Origin of the sequence: Rhodanobacter lycopersici, assembly GCF_040812335.1 — a bacterium.
GTDB classification, from domain to species: Bacteria; Pseudomonadota; Gammaproteobacteria; order Xanthomonadales; family Rhodanobacteraceae; genus Rhodanobacter_A; species Rhodanobacter_A lycopersici.
Genome location: NZ_JBFOHK010000004.1, coordinates 485,088 through 504,315 on the forward strand (window position 1 = coordinate 485,088; position 19,228 = coordinate 504,315).

Genomic DNA, 19,228 nt, shown 5'->3' on the forward strand with positions numbered 1-19,228 from the left:
TCATCCTCGCAACTTAGCCTGGCATGTCTGTTCCAGTGCGGCGACAGCCTGCCGCACGCAACTGTCTGCGTCGTTGTCGGTAAGGGTGCGGGAAGCATCCTGCAAAATCAAGCCCATAGCGAGACTTTTTCGGCCCGCTTCGACCCCCTTGCCGCTGTAGCGATCGAACAGGCGCAACTCCTTCAGCACCTCGCCGAGGCTACTGCGGACGACCTCGCCGATCCACGACCAAGCCACGCTTTCCGGCACCTCGACGGCGATGTCGCGGCGCACCGAGGGGAAGCGGGCCACCGGTTGCGCCTTGGGCAGGCGGCGCGCCAGCAGCGGCTCCAGCGCCAGCTCCAGCACGTGCACGTCCGGCCCCAGGTCCAGCGCCTTGGCCAGTTGGGGATGCAGGGCACCCAGCCAGCCCACCGTCTCACCGTCGCGCGAGAGGCGGGCACCACGCCCCGGATGCAGCCATGCCGGCAGGCCGTCGGCATGCGCCGCCCAGCGCTGCGGCTCGCCGCCCCATGCCAGCAACGCGTCCAGGTCGCCCTTTAGATCGAAGAAATCCAGCATGCGGGACGGTTCTCCCCACTGCTCGGCACGGGCATTGCCGCAGGCGACGATGGCCAGGCTGGGCGTCTCGACCGGGGGATCGCCCGCCCCGAACACCCGGGCGACTTCGAACAACCGCACGCGCTCCTGCTGGCGCGCACGGTTGTGGCGCAGCGCCTCGACCAGGCCCGGCAGCAGCGAGGGGCGCATCACCGCAAGATCGGCCGACAACGGGTTCGCCAGCGGCACGCCCTGGCCGGCAAGGCTCCAGCGCGCCAGCAGTTCGGCGGAGACGAAGGACAGGTTCACCGCCTCGAAATAGCCGCGCGCGGCGAGCTGCTCGCGCAACGCCAGTTCGCCGATGCGCGCCTCCGGCTCGGCCGCCAAGGCCAGCGCCCCCGCAGGCGTGGCGGTGGGAATGTTGTCGTAGCCGAAGATGCGCGCGACTTCCTCGACCAGGTCTTCCTCGCGCTCGATGTCGAAGCGGCTGCTGGGCGCGGTGATCCGCCAGCCATCGGCCTGCGGCTCCACCTGCATGCCCAGCGCGGTGAAGATGCGCGCCACCTCGGCATCGGCCACGTCCACGCCCAGCACGCGCCGGAGGCGCGCGCGACGCAGCGTCACTGGCGCCGGCTGCGGCAGGTCGGCCAGGTTCTCCGCCACCAGCACCGGCCCCGCCTTGCCGCCGGCGATCGCCAGCAGCAGTTCGGTAGCGCGCTCCAGGGCGCGGCGCGGCAGCTCGGGATCGACGCCGCGTTCGAAGCGATGCGAAGCGTCGGTGTGCAGGCCCAGCTTGCGCGCACGGCCCATGATCGCCGCCGGCGCGAAGTGCGCAGCCTCGAAGAAGATGTTGTGCGTGGCGTCGGTGACGCGCGAATCGAGGCCGCCCATCACGCCGGCCACGGCCAACGGCTTGCGCTCGTCGGCGATCAGCACGAAGCCTTCATCCAGCGTCGCCTCGCTGCCGTCGAGCAGCTTCAGCGTCTCGCCCGGGCGTGCGTGGCGCACCACGATGTCGCCGTCCAGCCTGTCGTTGTCGAACGCATGCATGGGCTGGCCCAGCTCCAGCATCACGTAGTTGGTGATATCCACCACCACGCTGATCGGACGCAGGCCCGCGCGGCGCAGGCGCTCGGCCAGCCACAACGGCGTGCGCGCGGCGGGGTCGATGCCCTCGATGATGCGGCCGAGGTAACGCGGCGCATCCTTGCCGGCCTCCAGGCGGATGCCGCGGCGCGCCTCGCTGCTCACCAACGCCGCCGGCTGCTCGCCGGTCTTCACGTGGCTGCCGAACAGCGCGGCCACGTCGTGCGCGAGTCCGTAGAGGCCCAGGCAATCGGGGCGGTTCGGCGTGAGCTTCAGCTCGATGCTGGCATCGGGCAATCCAAGGTAAGCAGCCAGCGGTTGGCCAGCGGGTGCGTCGGCCGGCAGCTCCAGCAGACCGGATGCATCGGCGTCGATGCCCAGCTCCTTGGCCGAGCACAGCATGCCGAACGATTCCACGCCACGCAGCTTGGCTACCTTGATGACGATGCCGCCAGGCAGCTTGGCGCCCACGGTCGCCAGCGGCACCTTGATGCCGATGCGCGCATTCGGCGCGCCGCAGACGATCTGCAGCGGCTCGCCCTGCCCTGCGTCGACCTTGCACACCTGCAGGCGGTCGGCCTCGGGATGCTTCTCGGCGCCGACGATTTCGGCCACCACCACGCCATCCAGGCCCTCGCCCAGCGGCGTGAGCTCTTCCACTTCCAGGCCGGCCATGGTCAATGCATGGGCCAGCTGGGCGCGGTCGGCCTGCACATCGACCAGTTCGCGCAGCCAGTTCTCGGAGAATTTCATGCGTATCGATTCCTGCCCGGTTTACGCGAACTGCTTGAGGAAGCGCAGGTCGTTCTCGAAGAACGCGCGCAGATCGGTGACGCCGTAGCGCAGCATCGCGAAGCGCTCCACGCCGAGGCCGAAGGCAAAGCCGGTATAGCGTTCCGGATCGATGCCGCAGTTCGCCAGCACGTTCGGGTGCACCATGCCGCAACCCAGCACTTCCAGCCAGCGCGACTGACCGTCGGCAGTCTCCCAGCGGATGTCCACCTCGGCCGAGGGCTCGGTGAAGGGGAAGTAGCTGGGGCGGAAGCGCATTTCGAAATCGCGCTCGAAGAACGCGCGGATGAACTCCGCCAGCGTGCCCTTGAGATCGGCAAAGCTGGAGGTTTCGTCGACCAGCAGGCCTTCGATCTGGTGGAACATCGGCGAGTGGGTCTGGTCCGAGTCGCTGCGGTAGACCTTGCCCGGCGCGATGATGCGGATCGGCGGCTGCCGACCCTTCATCGCGCGGATCTGCACCGGCGAGGTGTGCGTGCGCAGCAGCCGGCCGTCGCCGAAGTAGAAGGTGTCGTGCATGGCGCGCGCCGGATGGTGCGGCGGGAAGTTCAGCGCCTCGAAGTTGTGCCAGTCGTCCTCGATCTCCGGACCGTCGGCGCGCTGGTAGCCCAGCCGCGCGAAGATCGCGGCGATGCGCTCCAGGGCGCGGGTGATCGGGTGGATGCCGCCGCGCTCGCCGTCGCGGCCGGGCAGCGAGATGTCGATGGTCTCGGAGGCGAGCCGGCGATCCAGCGCGGCCTGCTCCAACGTCGCCTTGCGCGCGGCCAGCGCGTCGGCGAGACGTTCCTTGACGCGGTTCACTTCGGCGCCGCGCGTCTTGCGCTCGTCCGCCGCCAGCGCGCCCAGCGACTTCAGCGCGGCGGTGACGATGCCGCTCTTGCCGAGCAGGCCCACGCGCAGGGATTCGAGCGCGTCCAGCGAGGTGACATTTTCGATATCGGTCAGGGCTTGGCTTGCCCGGCTGTCCAGATCGTCCATCGGTGCGATTTCCGCTTTGGCTTCCAGCTCCCTCTCCCCTCCGGGGAGAGGGTTGGGGTGAGGGGCCACTCTTGCGTCAACGCCAGGGTCGAAGCGTGCTTCGATCAGGGTCAAGGCAAACCCCGACCCCTCACCTCAATCCTCTCCCCGGAGGGGAGAGGAGGCCAACGCGAAAAGCGGCGTCATTAAATAAAAACGGGGAGAAGGCGCCGGCCTTCTCCCCGTAGACGTTACACGCATCCTTTTGAGAGTGCGGCCATGGATGGCCGCTTCTTGATCTTCGCGATCAAGGATGAGCGCACAGATTACGCCGCCAGGCTGGCCTTCGCCTTTTCCGCGATGGCGCCAAACGCCTTGATGTCGTGCACGGCGATGTCGGCCAGCACCTTGCGGTCGACCGTGATGCCGGCCTTGGCCAGGCCGTTGATCAGGCGGCTGTAGGACAGGCCGAACTGGCGGGCGGCAGCATTGATGCGCACGATCCACAGGGCGCGGAACTGGCGCTTCTTCTGCTTGCGACCGATATAGGCGTACTGGCCGGCCTTGATGACGGCCTGGTTCGCTACGCGGAAAACCTTGCGGCGGGCGTTGTAGTAGCCCTTCGCGCGGCCGATGATCTTCTTGTGACGACGACGGGCGGTAACGCCACGCTTTACACGAGCCATGGTCTAGTCCTCCCGTCTCAGAGATACGGCAACATGCGAGCCACACCCTTGGTGTCGCACGCCTTGACGTGGTTGGTGGCGCGCAGGTTGCGCTTACGCTTGGTCGACTTCTTGGTCAGGATGTGCGACTTGAAGGCGTGACCGGCCTTGAACTTGCCGGAAGCGGTCTTGCGAAAACGCTTCGCCGCCGCCCGGTTGGTCTTGATCTTGGGCATGGTGATGCTCCTTGATGGGGCCGCCCTCCTTCACGAGAGCAGCCCGGCTTCTGACTGATTCGGCGGCGACCGCAAGGCCGCGCTTTCCATCCTGCCGACATCGGTGCACGACCCTTCCTGGCGGGTCGAACTGGCGATTGTACGGGGAAAACGGCGCCAGCACCAGCCTGTGGCGCGCCCTTTCAAGCCAGGTCAGCCCGCTTGCAAAACGGCAGCCTGCAGGCCGCCGCCCGCTTCATTGCTTCTTCTTGGGGCCGATCATCATGACCATCTGGCGGCCTTCCAGGCGCGGGAAGGACTCGACCTGGCCGTTCTCGCCCACGTCCTCCTGGATGCGCTTGGCCAGACTCTGGCCGAGATCCTGGTGCGACATCTCGCGGCCGCGGAAGCGGATGGTGACCTTGACCTTGTCGCCTTCCTCGAGGAAGCGAAGCATGTTGCGCAGCTTGATCTGGTAGTCGCCCACGTCCGTGACCGGACGGAACTTCACTTCCTTGATCTCGACCTGCTTCTGCTTCTTCTTGGCCGCCTGGGCTTTCTTCTGGGCTTCGAACTTGAACTTGCCGTAGTCCATGATGCGGCAGACCGGCGGATCGCCGTTCGGCTGGATCTCGACCAGGTCCATCCCCGCTTCCTGCGCCAGTGCCAGCGCCTCGTCGCGGGTGAGGATGCCCAGCTGCTCAGCATCGGCGCCGATCACGCGTACGCGCGGAACGCGGATTTCCAGGTTACGGCGATTGCCCTTGTTGTCGGTGGTGGCGATACCACTATCCTCCAGAAGAAGTTTCGATTAGGCCGCACAACGCCTTCAGCGCTGCGTCTCGGCCTGCAGTCGTCCGATGAAGTCGGCCAGCGGCATGCTGCCCAGATCCTCGCCCGAACGGGTACGCACGGAAACAGTCCCCGCTTCCTTCTCGCGGTCACCGACCACCAGAAGATAAGGGATTTTCTGCAACGTATGCTCGCGGATTTTATAGCCGACCTTCTCGTTGCGCAAATCGGCCTCCACCCGGAAGCCTTTGTCGACAAGGGCTTGCGCCACCTCGCTGGCGTATCCGGCCTGGGCGTCGGTAATACTGAACACCATCGCCTGCACCGGGGCCAGCCAGGCCGGCAGCAGGCCGGCGTGGTGTTCGATCAGGATACCGATGAAGCGCTCCATCGAACCCACGATGGCCCGATGCAGCATCACCGGGTGCCGGCGCTGCGAGCCTTCGTCCACGTACTCGGCGCCGAGGCGCTCGGGCATCATGAAGTCCACCTGCATGGTGCCGACCTGCCAGGCGCGGCCGATCGAATCCTTCATGTGGTACTCGATCTTGGGGCCGTAGAACGCGCCCTCGCCCGGCAGTTCCTCCCAGGCAACGCCGGCCGCGCGCAACGCGGCGCGCAAGGCTTCCTCGGCCTTGTCCCACACCTCGTCCGAGCCGATGCGCTTGTCCGGGCGCAGCGCGATCTTCAGCGCGATGTTGTCGAAGCCGAAATCGGCGTAGACCTGCATCGCCTGCCGGTGGAAGGCTGTCACCTCCGGCTCGATCTGCTCGGGCGTGCAGAACACGTGGCCGTCGTCCTGGGTGAACGCGCGCACACGCATGATGCCGTGCAGCGCGCCGGAGGGCTCGTTGCGATGGCAGCCGCCGAACTCGCCGTAGCGGATCGGCAGGTCGCGGTAGCTGTGCAGGCCGGCGTTGAAGATCTGCACGTGGCCGGGGCAGTTCATCGGCTTCAGCGCATAGGTGTGCTTCTCCGACTCGGTGAAGAACATGTTCTCGGCGTAGTTGTCCCAGTGGCCGGACTTCTTCCACAGCGAGACATCCAGCACCTGCGGGCAGCGTACTTCCTGGTAGCCGCTCTTGCGGTACACGCCGCGCATGTACTGCTCCACCTGCTGCCAGATCGCCCAGCCGCGCGGGTGCCAGAACACCATGCCCGGGCCTTCCTCCTGCTGGTGGAACAGGTCCAGCGCCTTGCCGATCTTGCGATGGTCGCGCTTCTCGGCCTCCTCAAGCTGGTGCAGCCAGGCCTTGAGGTCCTTGTCGTTGAGCCAGGCCGTGCCGTAGATGCGCGTGAGCATCGCGTTGTTGGAATCACCGCGCCAGTAGGCGCCAGCCACCTTCATCAGCTTGAACGCGCGCAGCTTGCCCGTGTTGGGCACGTGCGGGCCACGGCACAGATCGGTGAACTCGCCCTGCGAGTACAACGACAGTTGCTCCCCGGAGGGAATCGACTCGATGATCTCGGCCTTGTAGTTCTCGCCCAGGCCGCGGAAGAACGCCACCGCCTCGTCGCGCGACTTCACGCTGCGCGTCACCGGCAGCTGCTCGGCCACGATCTTGTGCATCTCCGCCTCGATCTTCGGCAGGTCCTCGGGCGTGAACGGGCGCTCGTAGGCGAAGTCGTAGTAGAAACCGTTGTCGATCACCGGACCGATCGTGACCTGCGCGCCGGGGAACAGCCGCTGCACCGCCTGCCCCATCAGGTGCGCGGTGGAATGGCGCAGGATCTCCAGCGCCTCCGGGCTCTTCTCGGTGACGATCTCGAGGCTGGCGTCGTGGTCGATGGTGAAGCTGGCATCCACCAGCTTGCCATCCACCTTGCCGGCCAGGGTGGCCTTGGCCAGACCGGCGCCGATGGAGGCAGCCATGTCCTGCACGGACACGGGATGGTCGAACGGGCGCTTGCTGCCGTCGGGTAGGGTGATCTCGATCATGTTCATTCCTGCCGCGTCGTCGCGGTGGACGTCGCTACTTTGAAAAGTCCGGCCATGGATGGCCAGTTTTGCCGTTGTTCGCCTGGATGGCGGACAAAACAAAGGCGCCGAGGCGCCTTGGCGGAGCACAAGGCGGGCGGTCGTCAGCCGTGGTTGCGGGTAGTTGCCATGTCGCACGCTCGGCCGACGCTTTGGCGCGGGCCACCTTGTCTCTGGAGGTTGCTGCGGAAACGCTAGTCTAGCCCATCGCAGGCTGTCAATTGGCGGCCGGCGATAGAATGCACCGATCTTTCAAGGACTCCCCCCATGCGCATCCTCGTCACCGGCACCGCCGGCTTCATCGGCGCCGCCCTGACCGAACGCCTGCTGGCGCGCGGCGACGAAGTGCTGGGTATCGACAACCACAACGACTACTACGACCCGACGCTGAAGGAAGCGCGCCTCGCCCGCTTCGCCCATCACCCGGGCTACACCCATCGCCGCGCCGACCTGGCCGACGCCGCCGCGGTGAACGACGCCTTCACCGGCTTCAAGCCGCAGCGCGTGACGAACCTGGCCGCGCAGGCCGGCGTGCGCTATTCGCTGAAGAATCCGCAGGCCTACGTGCAGAGCAACCTGGTCGGCTTCGGCAACATCCTGGAAGCCTGCCGCCACGGCGAGGTCGAGCACCTGGTGTATGCGTCGTCCAGCTCGGTCTACGGCGCTAACCGCAAGCTGCCGTTCGCGGTGGAAGACGCGGTGGACCACCCGGTCAGCCTCTATGCCGCCACCAAGAAGGCCAACGAGCTGATGGCGCACAGCTACAGCCACCTGTACGGCCTGCCCACCACCGGGCTGCGCTTCTTCACCGTGTACGGGCCGTGGGGCCGACCGGACATGTCGCCGATGCTGTTCGCCGACCGCATCAGCCGTGGCGAAGCCATCGACGTGTTCAACTTCGGCAACCACAGCCGCGACTTCACCTACGTCGACGACATCGTGGAAGGCGTGATCCGCACGCTCGACCACGCCGCCGCACCCGACCCGGCCTACGACGCCGAGGCCCCGAACGCCGGCACCTCGAACGCGCCCTGGCGCGTGTACAACATCGGCAACGACCAGCCGGTGCAACTGCTGCGCTTCATCGAGCTGCTGGAGCAGCACCTGGGCCGCACGGTGGAAAAGAACCTGCTGCCGATGCAGCCCGGCGACGTGCCGGACACCTGGGCCGACGTGTCGGCGCTGCGGCGCGACGTGGGTTACGCGCCGAACACCTCCATCGAGGATGGCGTGGCGCGCTTCGTGGCGTGGTACCGGGAATATTTCAAGCGTTGACCAGCCCGCGACCACCTGTAGGAGCGCACCCTGTGCGCGATGGCTTTTGGCTTCGATCATGCACCAGAGCATTCGCGCACAGGGTGCGCTCCTACATGGACCGAAGCTAGAACGGCTTGGCCAGCACCAGGAAGATCACGCCCAGCAGCAACAGCACCGGCAGCTCATTGAGCCAGCGCAGGGCCTTCGACGACGGTAGCGCACCGCCCCGCTCGCAGCGTTTGATCATCCGGCCCGCCCACACGAAATAGGCCAGCAGCAACGCCACCAGGGTCAGCTTGGCGTCGATCCAGTGCATGCCGGCGGTCACGTTCGGCAGCTTCGCGGGGAACAACCGCCAGCCCTGCCACAGCGTCAAGCCGAACAGGAAAGCCATGCCGAACATGTTGTGGCCGAACTTGTACAGTCGCCGCCCCATCAGCAGCAGTCGCGCCTTTACCGCGGGCTCGTCACCGGCCTCGGCGAGGTTCACCAGGATGCGCGGCAGATAGAACACCGTGGCCATCCAGGCGATCACGAACAGCACGTGGAAGCTCTTGACCCACAGGTAGACCATCGCGACGCTCCGGCGGCGGGGCGGCTGGCCCCAGAAAGAAACGGCGCGAACCGAGGTTCGCGCTGTCGCATGGTATCCGGTGGGGAGTGCAAGGATCGAGCTTGTGCCCCTTGGTCGCACCCAATCGCCCCGCTCCGACGTCCGCCACCGCATGCCCGAAACGCACACGCGGCACACGCTGGGCCATTGCGGTCACCAGCTCCTGAAAGCCTGAAATGTAACCAGCAAAGCCGGCCATTCGAATAACCAGCGACCGACACGTGCGGTCGCTGATGGCGGTTTGTCGCGGCAACGCCTGTTGCCGCCTGCCTACCCATATCGAGGAATGACCATGAAAAAGGCAATTTTTGGATCGGCGCTGCTTGGATTGATGGTTGCGGGAACCGTCAATGCGCAGCCTGGCGCCCACTGGAACGATGGCGACCTGGTGGTTACGTCGTCGAACACGGCCAACAATGAACTGCTTGTCTACAACACCCGCGGCGCGCTGGTCGAGCAATCCCCGACCGGTGGATCCGGCGGAGTCACCGGCAATGCCGGCGGCATCGCGCAGAATCACGACCGCCTTGCCGTGGTCAATTTCGGATCGGGCAATGTTTCGGTCTTCCGGAAGGATGGAGCAGGCACTCCGCTGCGACTGGAGAAGCTCGTCCCGGCCCTCAACAACCCGGTCAGCGTGGCCTTTGGCCACGGCCATCTCTACATCCTGACCGCCACCTACATCGAATCGCACCCGATCGACCGGGATGGCGTGAGTTCCATCGCCGACGGCAAGGCACGGTTGGTCGTTGCCGATGGCTCCGCCGCCCAGGTGGGTGTCATCGGCGGGCAACTGGTCATCAGCGAAAAGAGCAATGCGATTGAAACGGCCGACCTGACAGACCAGGGCAGCGTGTCTGGCGCGACTAGGCTGGTGGCGAACATCCCCGCCAACGTCAACGCCCCCTTCGGGCTTGCCACCCGCGGCAGTGATGCCTATGTCACCATCGCGCATGCAAACGAGATCAGCCTCGTGCGCAACGATGCGGTGCTGACGGTCACCGGCTCCGGCACCCAGATGGCTCCTTGCTGGGTCACCCTCGACGGGCCGTTCCTGTTCTCCTCGAACTCGCCCAGCCACTCCGTGTCCCGTTACTCCGTGAACGGCCACAAGATCGTGCAGGATGCGCCGGTGGTGGCGTCGTTCAATGGCGCTCCGACCGACATCACCTACCGCGACAGTCTCGCCGCGGTGATTGACGGCACCGGGTCGGCATCGCACGTCTCCATCTTCGACGTAGACGGCGATGGCAACTTCGCCCTGAAGAGCGTCGTCACCATCGACAGCGGCAGCACCAACGGCGTTGCGATCATGCGGGGCGACGACGGTTTCAACGACTGAGACTGATGCTCCCTGGCCTCGCGGGATCAATCCGGGGTCAACCGGGTGCCGGAAACAACAACGGCGCGAGCCCGAAGGCCGCGCCGTTGCCGGATTCAAGGTGGTGGGCGGTACAAGGATCGAACTTGTGACCCCTACCATGTCAAGGTCGAAAAAGATCAAGGAAATCAAGACCTAATGTGATCACCTGTGCTCGTGTCCGGCCGCACGGGATCAGGCTTTGTGCCGGATATCGGGGTCAGTCCGGGGTCAGTCAGCAACCGGCCAGCACGACTACCAGCGGCGACCGGTCGAATCCACCGTTCGAGCGCCTTCGCCCACTCGGCATATATTGGGTGGTCCCAGTCACGTTGGATCATCCTGCAGAAGGCAGGGCTTCACTCTATTCACAGGGTTTGCCAATGCTGCGGCCCGGGGTTGCTGATGCCGGACAGGACGAACACGGGTGTTCCCATCCGTGTCCGTGCGGTTCATCGTGGGTCCGGCGCGCTTACTTGCCAGTTCCGCTCGGCAGCGGCTCCAGGTTGAAGTTGAGCGTGGTGATCTTCGCGTCCAGACCGCGCACCACATCGCCGGTGAGGTCGTTGGCGGTGTTGCCACCAAGCACCACGTCGCGATTCAGAAGCAAGCCGCAGTCGTGGCTATTGTAGGAACTCTCGACGAGGGGCTGCGCCTGCTTGCCGATCTGCTGCATCACCTTGCCGCGGGTCAGCTGGATGCGCTGGTCGAGCTGTTTCACCTGTGCCTGGAACGCCTGCATGCGCTGCTGCAGCGCCTTGCCTTGCTGCTCGCGCTGCGCCTCGGTGAGCGTAGACGACTTCTGCTGGAAGGCCTGGATCTCGGCATCCAGCGGCTTGCGCTGGTCTTCCAGCAGCGACTGCTGCTGCGTCGCGAGCTGCTTCAGCCGCTCGCTCGACGCCTGCCCCACCTTGGATTCGGTGAACACTGCCTCGCTCGAAAGCATGCATATGCCTGGCACCGGTTTGCCGCCCAGCGGATGGCTGGCCACAGGAGCGGCGGAGGCCTGCGCCGGCGCCACGGGAGCGAAAGAAAAGCCGGTGGCAGCGGCTAGTGCAGCGACGAACAGGGAGCGGTGCATGTTCATGGGTGAGATATCCGGTGATTGGGTTTGAGGATTCCACGACACCCTAAGCTGGGCTTCGTGCATGACGGCAAGGCACCCAGTGGCGAACTCATCATGCAGCGCACGCTCATCGCATAGCGTGTGCTGATCACTGCGGTGCCCTGACGGCGCCGGATCCCGGGGTGTCTTGGGCAAGGCTCGATCGCCCCAGCTTTCGCTGGGGCGATCCGTGTTGCGCGCTTAGAATGCCTTGGCAAAGCCCACGCTCAGTGCGTTGTCGCTGAGATGGCTGGCGAACTGGCCCTGGTAATCCAGGTACAGGCTCCACGAGGCGCCCGCCTGTGCGGTGATACGCGCCCCCACCGTGGCCATGCCGCGACCCAGCGCAGCGCCCGGCAGCAGGAACATCGTGCCATCCTGGCTGCTCGCCTGCACCACCGGGTTGCTGCCACGCGTGTCGTAGCGATAGCCGACGTTGAACTGCGGCAGGTAGCGGATGCCTTGCGCCACGAACACGTGGGAGAACGACACCTGCGCATACGGCTGCACGGTGGTGTACGTGCCAGACGCACCGTCCAGGGCGAACGCGCCGGCCAGCGGGTTGCTGCCCGGTATCGTCTCGCTGAAGCTGCCGAGCGTCTGGTGCTGGTACAACGCGCCCACTGCCGGCGTCACCTGCCACTGTGCCGCGACGAGCGGCCACGCAGCCTGCACCGCCGCCGCCGTGGTGTTGCCGTCCGGGCCGGCCACGCCGTGGCCAATGCCGGTCTGGCGATACACCTGATAGCTGCTGTGCGTCTCGTCGAGCGTGCCCGACAGCACCACCGGACCGGCATCGGCATCGGCATACACACCGCCGTGCACGCTGTCGATGCTGCCGTTGCCACCGTTGCGGTCGTTGCCGTTGATGCGGTCGTAGCCCGCTTCCACGCCCAGGCGCACCCCCTCCGTCACGGCATGGTCGAAACCGCCCTGCAAGCCGAACACGCTGCTGTTGAGGCCGTTGCTGCCCGTCAGCGCATCGCTGCTGCCGCTGTACTGCATCCACAGGTCACTGTGGCAGGACGACGCCACCGTATTGGCGTGCGCGGCGTCCGTGCCGTTGCAAGCCGCATCGCCCGAACGCAGCGTGGCACCGAGCACGGTGGCCAGGGATTGCTGCCCGACCAGGTTGGCGCTGCGCATCAGATCCGCGTAAATGGCACCGTCACGCGGCGTGACAACGGCCGGACCCATCACCAGATCCGCTTCCGTGGAACTGTAGGTCACCTTGGGATCGTTGATCGTGGGCACCGAGCCGCTCGACGTGGTGGTGGCGAACTCGCCGCTCAACGCATTGGCCTTTACCAAGGTCAGGGTGCCAGCGTTGTAGGTACCCGGCGCATAGATCAGATTGAGCGTGCCGGCGAGGCTGGCGTTGCCACTCACCGCCAGCTCCGACGCCTGCGTGGGTGTCACGTCGATCTGCAGGCTCGCATCCGCGTTCTGCGTGTAGTTGCCATTGATAGTCAACACACCGACTGAACCGCCCGGCCATACCATGCCGTCGCTGACGACATTGCCGTCGATGGTGCCGTGGCCGCGCAGCGTGCCGCCCGCGTCCACCGTCACGTCGCTCTGCAGTGACGCGGTGATGTGCGAGGCATCGCCCACTTCCAGCGTGCCCGACGCCACTGTGGTGCCACCGGTGTAAGTATTCGCACCGTTGAGCAATACCGTACCGCTACCCGCCTGCGTGAAGCCACCGGCACCGCTGATCGCGCCACTGTAAGTGACGTCACCAGCCACCGCACTCCGAAGGGTACCGTCGTTGATGGTGGTCGCACCGGTATAACTGTTAATACTGGTGAGCGTGAGCGTGCCGCTGCCGTCCTTGGTCAGTGAGCCGTCGCCGCTGATCACGCCGTTGTACACATCGTTGGTCGACTGATCGAACGTGAGGTTGGCGCTGCCGCCGCTGACCGGCGCGAACGTCACGTTGCCGACGATGCTGGTGCTGGTGCCCACCAGCGTGCCGTTGGTGATCGTCCACGACTGGTTGGCGTTGCCGGTGCCGCTCAGCGTCCAGGTGCTGGTGCCCATCTTGGCGAACTGGTTGAAGCCCTGGATCGCCGCACCGCTACCCACCGCACCGACCTGGTCCAGGTTAAAGGTGGCATTGGTGCTGCCGCCGAGCGCGAATGTATCGCCACCATGGGTGCTACCGCTGGTGCTGACGACATTGCCGGTAAACACGTAGCCGGCTTCGACCACCAATGTGTTGCCTCCGCCGGAGAGATCCACCGCGTCGGCCTGTACGCCGCCGGCGCTCACACCGCCTGCGATGGTGCCGGCATTGATGATGGTGCTGCCACCGGTCGACACCACGCCGACACCACCCGCACCGCCGGCTCCGGCCACACCGCTGGCGCCGTCGTTGGAGTTATCGCCCGCCGCGCCGCCCGCACCGCCGTTGCCGCCGTATACGGTGCCGGTGTTGACGAGGGTGAAGTCCGAACCGCTGACGCCTGCACCGCCCGCGCCACCGGCGCCGCCATTGCCAGCCACCCCCGAGGCTCCATACGACATCCCGCCCGCACCTCCTTGGCCGCCCGCGCCGCCGCCGATGATGCCAGCGTTGGTGACGGTGAAGCCGGTGCCGCTGACGCCCACACCGCCCGCACCACCCACACCACCTGCACCGGAGAGACCTGTCGTGCCATACGTATCGTTCGCGCCGGAGCCACCTTCCTGGCCTGCGGCGCCGTTGCCGCCGTTGCCGCCGCTGCCGCCGTTGTTGCCGTAAACGCCCCCGCTGTTGGTGAGCACGAAACCGTTGCCGGTGACGCCCGCGCCACCTGCACCGCCGGCGCCACCCGCACCGCCGTTACCGCCATTGCCCGGGGTACCCGAGGCGGCATAGGACCGCCCGCCTTGGCCGCCGTAGCCGCCTTGGCCACCATCGCCGCCCTCGCCACCGGCGATAACGCTGGAGCCATAGTTGACGATGGTGGCGTTGGTCGCACCGGTGCCGCTGACCGCGACCCCCGTGCCGCCGGCGCCGCCAGCGCCGCCGACCGGGCCATTGGAGCCGTTGCCGGCGACGCCGCCATTGGTGCTTCCTGCGGGCCACGCATAGCCACCCGCACCACCCGCGCCGCCCGCGCCACCCAATATCAGATATGAATTGGTCAAGGTGAACTGGCTGCCTTCCACGCCGTTGCCACCTGCACCGCCTGCGCCACCGGCACCCGGCACACCGCCATTTCCCGCGGTGCCGCTCTTGTTGTAGCCGCCCGGTGCACCCACGCCGCCGTTGCCGCCTGCGCCACCGGTACCGCCCTCAATGAGTTGGTTGTTGGTGAGGACGAAGTTGCTGCCGGTGACGCCTGCGCCCCCCACTCCGCCCGCGCCACCAGCCAGACCATTGCCGCCGGCGGCACTTTTAGTCGACGAGTAGGCAAAACCAGCGCCAGGGTAACCGCCATAGCCGCCGGTACCGCCGCCACCGCCGACCAGGGAGCCATTGTTGGTCACTGTGAAATAGCTGCCGCTCACCGCTGTGCCGCCGGCACCGCCGGCACCACCCGCGCCGCCGTTGCCGCTAGTGCCCACGTTGCCGGCATTTGTGCCACCGCCCTCACCGGCCTCGTGACCATAGCCGCCATAGCCGCCATTGCCGCCATAGCCTCCTTTAACCAGCCCATTATTGGTCAAGGTAAAGTGAGTGCCCTCGACACCATTGCCACCCGCACCACCAGCACCGCCCGTGCCGTTGTTGCCGCCATTGCCGCCATTGCCATAGCCGTAGCGGCCGGCATAGCCTTCGCCACCGTTGCCGCCATGACCACTGTTGCCGCCATGGCCACCCGAGCCGCCGTAGATCCCACCGGCGTTGGTAAGGCTGAAGTTGGTACCGTTTACGCCCGCGCCACCGGCGCCTCCGGTGCCCCCCGCGCCACCACTGCCGCCATCGCCACCCGCGCCAGAGGGCGGAGACGACTCCGTCCAACCAGCGCCGTTACCGCCGTTACCGCCGTAACCGCCGTTGCCACCCGCAATCGAACCGTTATTGTTATTCGTGAGGGTGAAAGACGCACCACTCACGCCCGCACCACCCACGCCACCGCTGCCACCCGCGCCACCGGTACCACCCGCGCCGCCGTTGGCGACGTTGGTGCCGGATCCCGGCAGCGTCACGCTTGCGCCGCCGTAGCCACCATACCCGCCCTGACCGCCGGCACCGCCCTGGCCGCCCGTGATGCCGCCGTTGTTCGTAAGGGTGAAGGATGTACCGCTCACGCCCGCACCGCCGGCGCCACCGTTGCCGCCCATACCGCCAGTACCGCCCGCGCCGCCATTGAGGGTGTAACCGGAGGATTGAGCCGCCACCTGACCACCCTGGCCGCCATACCCGCCCTGGCCGCCGGCGCCGCCCTGGCCGCCCGTGATGTTGGCATTGTTGACCAGCGTGCTCGTACCGGTGGCGTAGACGCCAACGCCACCCTGGCCGCCGATGCCTCCCGCTCCCCCGACACCACCATTGCCCCCGGTCAGGCTGCCACCCGACACGGGCGCCGACACGTTGCTGCCGAGCGCGATCAGGGGCGGGGGGATGCTCAGGTATTTGCCGCCCGCACCACCGACACCGCCCGCACCACCCTGGCCACCCTGTCCAGCCGTAATGCTGCCGCCATTGGTAAGCGTAATGCCCGATCCGGTCACCGCCGTACCACCCACGCCACCGGCGCCGCCCGCGCCGCCGCCCCCGCCTGACGGTAGGGTCGTGTAGCCCGAACCCGGACCATAGCCGCCTGCGCTGGCGCCATTCGCACCATTGCCGCCCGTGCCGCCGCTTCCGCCCAAGACCTGGCTCTGGTTGTTCAGCGTAAAGCCGGTGCCGCTGACCGCGGCGCCGCCGGCACTACCCGCGGTACCGGCGGCACCGTACGCACCATCGCTGCCATTGACGCCGTTCGCACCGGCCACCAACATCGATGCGCCCACCCCAAGGGTGGTTCCTGACGACATGACGAAGCCGCCGGTAAACGCGCTACCGCTACCGGCCAGATCCAACTCACCGCCCCGCACCGACCAAGCCGCGTCCAGATTCAATGCACTAGCCAAGGTCCAGGTGCTGGTGCCGGTCTTTTCGTAGTTGGCAAAGCCCTGGTATTGCGCGCCGCTCCCGTCACTGCCGATCGATCCGCTGAACGTGGCATTGGCGTCACCGCCCAGGTCCAGCGTGTCGCCGCCGTCGGTCGTACCGCTGCTGCTGACCACATCGCCGTTGATCGTTGAGCCGGCTTCCAGCACGAGCGTGTTGCCGCCGCCGCTCAGGTCGATCGCATCGATCGACGGGCCACCCAAAATGTCGCCACCGCTAATGGTGCCGCTATTGGTGATAGTTGAGCCGCCGGTCGATACCACGCCGACTCCGCCCGTACCTCCGCTGACGGTGCCCGAGTTGGTCAGCGTAAAGTCCGCGCCGCTGATACCCGCTCCGCCGCGACCGGCATTGCCCTGCACGTCGCCCGCACCACCGTAGCCGCCAATACCACCGTCAATCTCGCCGGCATTGACCACCACGAAGCCTGAGCCGGTGACGCCCGCACCACCCGTGCCACCCGCACCACCATCACCCATTGCACCGGCGCCACCCAACGACGCATCTCCGGCGCCACCTGCACCGCCCGATCCGCCATTGCCGCCTTGGCCCCCTACAACGACCGCTCCGCTTGCATTGTTGAGCGTGAACCCGTTGGCGGCGACAACACCGGCACCACCATCACCACCAGCACCACCATCACCGCCTGTACCGCCATTGCCGCCGGCCGGTCCAGCGGGGCCGCCAACGCCGCCGCCATAACCTCCCGCCCCGCCTGCACCACCATTGCCGCCAGCACCGCCACCGATGCGATCGTCGTTGTTGAAGGTGGATGTCGATGCGTAAGCGACGACACCTGCGCCACCTGCACCGCCGGCGCCAGCTTGACCACCTGCGCCACCAGTCACGCCGGTCGCCTGATAGGAGCTGCCCGTCGATGCGCCGGCGCCACCGCCGCCGCCATTACCACCGCGGCCCCCATAGACCGTGCCGCTGCTGGTGATGGTGTAATTCGGCCCGGCAATACTGTTGCTAGTGATGGTGAAATTCGTACCGGCAATACCCGTACCGCCGGTACCACCCGCGCCGCCCGCGCCACCTTGGCCCGCATAGCCGACCGACGTCGGACCGCCGCTACCCGCACTACCCCCGGCCCCGCCGGCCCCGCCAGTCCCGCCGGCTCCACCGATACCGCCCACAACGGAACCCGTGTTCGTGAGTGTGAACGTGCTGCCATTGATGCCCGCGCCGCCTGCGCCACCCGCACCGCCCGATCCACCATTGCCGCCAGCGCCACCATTGCCGGCATCGCCGGCATCGACAGGTGATGCACCCTCTCCCCCAGCGCCACCAGTGCCGCCATTACCACCATCCCCGCCGTAGACCATGGCGGCATTGGTGAGGGTGAGGTTTGAGCCGCTGATACCAGCACCGCCAGCTCCGGCACTCCCTCCAGTACCGCCCGCCGCTCCCGCGCTGGTGACACTGTCCAAATAAACACCATCGCCGCCAGTACCGCCCGCGCCACCGTCACCACCCTGGCCACCTAGAATCCAGGCATCGGCAGTATTGTTCAAAGTAAACGAGGTGCCGTTTAGGCCGACGCCGCCGTTGCCGCCACTACCGCCGGCCGCGCCAGCGTAATTGCCAGCCTCACCGGCGCCACCAGTGCCTCCGGCGCCACCGATGCCGCCCATGACGTCATTCTGGTTGGTCAAGGTGAAACCGGAACCTGCGACGCCCACACCGCCGGCGCCGCCCACTCCGCCTGCAGCAGGACTGCCGTTTTGATAACTACCTGCGCCACCCTGACCGCCGCTGCCGCCCTCGATCACATAGCTGTTGACGATGCTCGAATTACCCGTAGCCATCACCCCGACGCCGCCAGCCCCGCCGGCGCCGCCGCTCCCGCCGTAGCTGGTGCCGCCGGCACCACCCTCGCCGCCGAAGATCCATTCCATGTTGGTGATGGTCAGCGAAGCGCCATCCACGCCAGCGCCGCCAGCGCCACCGGCACCACCTTGGCCACTGTTGCCCAGTGGCCCGCCACCGTTACCTCCGGTGCCGCCCTCGATGAGATAGCTGTTGATGAGCGTAAAGCCCGAGCCGGCTATACCCGCACCGCCACCGCCACCATCCGCTGCGGTGAAACCGCCGCCACCGTTACCTCCGTAGCCACCGACTATGACGGTGCCATCACCGTTCGTGACCGTGCTTCCCGCCGTTGCGTAAACACCGGCGCCCCCGCCACCGCCACCGCCACTAAAGCCGGCGCTACCGCCGTAGGTCGGCCCATTGCCGCCGTTGCCGCCGTTGCCGCCGTAAGTGATCCCAGAATTGGCGAAGCTGCCACCGGTGACGATCTGGCCCACGCCACCGCCGCCACCACCACCACCACCACCCCACAAATCGAATGAGCCGCCGCCGCCGCCGCCACCACCGTAACCATGAGTGGCTGCCGAGCCGCCAGCTCCTGCGCCGCCAGAGAGGTTGGCGGCGCCACCGGCACCGCCGCTGCCATTGGCACCCTGCCCCGGCGAGCCGCTGCCGTACTTGGTGCCGGCGGTGCCGCCCGCATTGCCATAGGCGCCTGCGGCCGCGGTGCCTGCTCCGCCTGCTCCGGCAGCCCAGCCAGTCTTGCTGTTACCGCCATTGCCGCCATTGCCGCCGGTCGCACCGCACAGGACCGATGCACTAGCAGGCTGTCGAGAAACCTCAGCGCGCCGCCGCGGTCATAGACGCTCTCAATCACTGACCGCCTGATCCGATGCGCAGCCCCGACGTCCAGCAGCTTGGCATGTTTTCGTATGTATCGGTCGAG

General features: G+C 66.7%; 11 protein-coding genes. 2 read left to right on the forward strand and 9 right to left on the reverse strand.

Features of this window, described 5'->3' with window-relative positions:
* The 6 genes from pheT to thrS form a co-directional block, all read right to left on the reverse strand.
* A complete protein-coding gene (pheT, locus tag ABQJ54_RS16175; RefSeq protein ID WP_367855340.1) occupies positions 1 to 2,379 on the reverse strand; it encodes a phenylalanine--tRNA ligase subunit beta in 2,379 nt (792 codons plus the stop codon).
* Between the two features lie 21 nt (positions 2,380 to 2,400).
* The gene (gene pheS, locus ABQJ54_RS16180; RefSeq protein WP_367855341.1) at positions 2,401 to 3,396 is read right to left on the reverse strand and encodes a phenylalanine--tRNA ligase subunit alpha; all 996 of its coding nucleotides are present in this window, start codon (positions 3,394 to 3,396) and stop codon (positions 2,401 to 2,403) included.
* Between the two features lie 305 nt (positions 3,397 to 3,701).
* A complete protein-coding gene (gene rplT / locus ABQJ54_RS16185; protein ID WP_128898432.1) occupies positions 3,702 to 4,061 on the reverse strand; it encodes a 50S ribosomal protein L20 in 360 nt (119 codons plus the stop codon).
* A gap of 17 nt (positions 4,062 to 4,078) precedes the next feature.
* Entirely contained in the window at positions 4,079 to 4,276 is a 198-nt protein-coding gene (gene rpmI / locus ABQJ54_RS16190; protein WP_019467379.1) for a 50S ribosomal protein L35, read from the reverse strand.
* 235 nt (positions 4,277 to 4,511) lie between these two features.
* Entirely contained in the window at positions 4,512 to 5,039 is a 528-nt protein-coding gene (gene infC / locus ABQJ54_RS16195) for a translation initiation factor IF-3 (RefSeq protein ID WP_367855365.1), read from the reverse strand.
* A 45-nt stretch (positions 5,040 to 5,084) separates the two neighbouring features.
* On the reverse strand, positions 5,085 to 6,986 hold the full coding sequence (thrS, locus tag ABQJ54_RS16200; protein ID WP_367855342.1) for a threonine--tRNA ligase: 1,902 nt from the start codon (positions 6,984 to 6,986) through the stop codon (positions 5,085 to 5,087).
* Between the two features lie 306 nt (positions 6,987 to 7,292).
* Here thrS and ABQJ54_RS16205 point away from each other — a divergent pair, with 306 nt between their 5' ends.
* A complete protein-coding gene (locus ABQJ54_RS16205; protein WP_367855343.1) occupies positions 7,293 to 8,300 on the forward strand; it encodes an NAD-dependent epimerase in 1,008 nt (335 codons plus the stop codon).
* A 106-nt stretch (positions 8,301 to 8,406) separates the two neighbouring features.
* Here ABQJ54_RS16205 and ABQJ54_RS16210 read toward each other — a convergent pair whose 3' ends face one another.
* Positions 8,407 to 8,856: a CopD family protein gene (locus tag ABQJ54_RS16210; protein WP_367855344.1), complete on the reverse strand. Its 450-nt coding sequence runs from the start codon at positions 8,854 to 8,856 to the stop codon at positions 8,407 to 8,409.
* Positions 8,857 to 9,187: 331 nt separating this feature from the next.
* On the opposite strand from ABQJ54_RS16210, the gene ABQJ54_RS16215 reads away from it, so the two are divergent.
* Complete coding sequence (locus tag ABQJ54_RS16215; protein WP_367855345.1) at positions 9,188 to 10,237, forward strand: hypothetical protein; 1,050 nt, start codon at positions 9,188 to 9,190, stop codon at positions 10,235 to 10,237.
* A 490-nt stretch (positions 10,238 to 10,727) separates the two neighbouring features.
* Here ABQJ54_RS16215 and ABQJ54_RS16220 read toward each other — a convergent pair whose 3' ends face one another.
* Together ABQJ54_RS16220 and ABQJ54_RS16225 are read right to left on the reverse strand one after the other, a co-directional pair.
* Complete coding sequence (locus ABQJ54_RS16220; protein ID WP_367855346.1) at positions 10,728 to 11,516, reverse strand: OmpH/Skp family outer membrane protein; 789 nt, start codon at positions 11,514 to 11,516, stop codon at positions 10,728 to 10,730.
* Between the two features lie 45 nt (positions 11,517 to 11,561).
* Positions 11,562 to 18,779, reverse strand: a complete 7,218-nt coding sequence (locus ABQJ54_RS16225; RefSeq protein ID WP_367855347.1) for a hypothetical protein — start codon at positions 18,777 to 18,779, stop codon at positions 11,562 to 11,564.
* Between the last annotated feature and the right edge of the window lie 449 nt (positions 18,780 to 19,228).

Coding starts and splice junctions, on each gene's coding strand:
- pheT (WP_367855340.1), bottom strand. CDS start 2,379: ATGAAATTCTCCGAGAACTGGCTGCGCGAACTGGTCGATGTGCAGGCC.
- pheS (WP_367855341.1), bottom strand. CDS start 3,396: ATGGACGATCTGGACAGCCGGGCAAGCCAAGCCCTGACCGATATCGAA.
- rplT (WP_128898432.1), bottom strand. CDS start 4,061: ATGGCTCGTGTAAAGCGTGGCGTTACCGCCCGTCGTCGTCACAAGAAG.
- rpmI (WP_019467379.1), bottom strand. CDS start 4,276: ATGCCCAAGATCAAGACCAACCGGGCGGCGGCGAAGCGTTTTCGCAAG.
- thrS (WP_367855342.1), bottom strand. CDS start 6,986: ATGATCGAGATCACCCTACCCGACGGCAGCAAGCGCCCGTTCGACCAT.
- ABQJ54_RS16205 (WP_367855343.1), top strand. CDS start 7,293: ATGCGCATCCTCGTCACCGGCACCGCCGGCTTCATCGGCGCCGCCCTG.
- ABQJ54_RS16210 (WP_367855344.1), bottom strand. CDS start 8,856: ATGGTCTACCTGTGGGTCAAGAGCTTCCACGTGCTGTTCGTGATCGCC.
- ABQJ54_RS16215 (WP_367855345.1), top strand. CDS start 9,188: ATGAAAAAGGCAATTTTTGGATCGGCGCTGCTTGGATTGATGGTTGCG.